Origin of the sequence: Pseudomonas veronii (assembly GCF_001439695.1) — a bacterium.
Lineage (GTDB): Bacteria > Pseudomonadota > Gammaproteobacteria > Pseudomonadales > Pseudomonadaceae > Aquipseudomonas > Aquipseudomonas veronii.
Genome location: NZ_JYLL01000086.1, coordinates 1 through 1,117, shown reverse-complemented (window position 1 = coordinate 1,117; position 1,117 = coordinate 1). Strand labels below are relative to the sequence as shown.

Annotated in this window: 1 protein-coding gene; it reads right to left on the bottom strand. The window is 62.9% G+C overall.

What is annotated here, in order from left to right; genetic code table 11:
* The coding region (tssI, locus tag TU80_RS31075; RefSeq protein WP_134939184.1) for a type VI secretion system tip protein TssI/VgrG at nucleotides 1-1,117 on the bottom strand (1,117 nt) is incomplete at both ends.

Below are 1,117 nucleotides of genomic sequence, written 5' to 3'. Positions count from 1 at the left end.
ACCCCTTCTTGTCCTCCATGCGGATTTCATTGAAGTTGGCCGGCGTGCCGCCCTTGCTCGAACGACTTTTCATGCCGCTCTGGGTCGCGTTCTCCGGCAAATCGTAGGGCACCGTCTGCTCCGCGTTGTACACCCGCCCAGTAATAATCGGCCGGTCCGGGTCGCCTTCCAGAAAGCTCACAATCACCTCCTGGCCGATCCGTGGGATCTGCATCGAGCCCCAGTTCTTGCCGGCCCAGGATTGCGATACGCGTATCCAGCACGAGCTGTTTTCGTTGGACTGGTCGTGGCGGTCCCAGTAGAAATGCACCTTCACGCGGCCGTACTGGTCGGTCCAGATTTCCTCGCCTTTGGGGCCGACCACCAGCGCGGTCTGCGGGCCTTTGACGATGGGGCGATAGGTGTTGGCCAGCGGGCGGAAGCTTTGTTGGGCATCGATGCAGGTCAGGCTGCTGTCGAACTGCGCCGAGCTGGAGCCGCCGCCGCTTTCCAGGCTTTCCTGAACGATGTAATAGCGGCAGCCGACGATCAGGTATTCGCGGTTCTGGTCCTGGCGGCTGAAGCCGGTGAGGCTGAACAGATGGCCGGAACCGAGGCCGCGGGCGTTGCCGTTGAATTCGATTTGTTCATGCAGGGTTTGCAGCGCTTCGATGCGGGTGCGCGCGTAGTGTTCGCCGTCCGCGCTTTGCACGTAGGTGCCGGGGTAGTCGTACAGCGGGTAGTCGCCGGCGGCGTGCGGGCGCGGCATCGCCGAGCGCACGTCGATGCTCGCGCTGGGGCGCTGGAAGTCGTAGTCGTTGAGCTCCAGCGAGCCCGGCTGCACTTGCTGGGCCAGGTGCCAGTTGTACAGGTGGTCGCGTTCGCGTTGCTGCTCGTCCTTGGGGTAGTACGGAATCGACACGTAGCCCGGCACCGTGGCGTGGGCGCCGTAGGCATCGGCCAGTACCAGCACGTGGCGGTCCTGTTCATGGCGGAAGAAGTAGTAGATGCCTTCCTGTTCCATCAAGCGGCTGACGAAATCGAAGCTGGTCTCGCGGTACTGCACGCAGTATTCCCACTCGCGATACGGCCGGCTCAGGGCGTCTTCGAAGTCGGAAAAGCCGAGGTCGCGGAACAC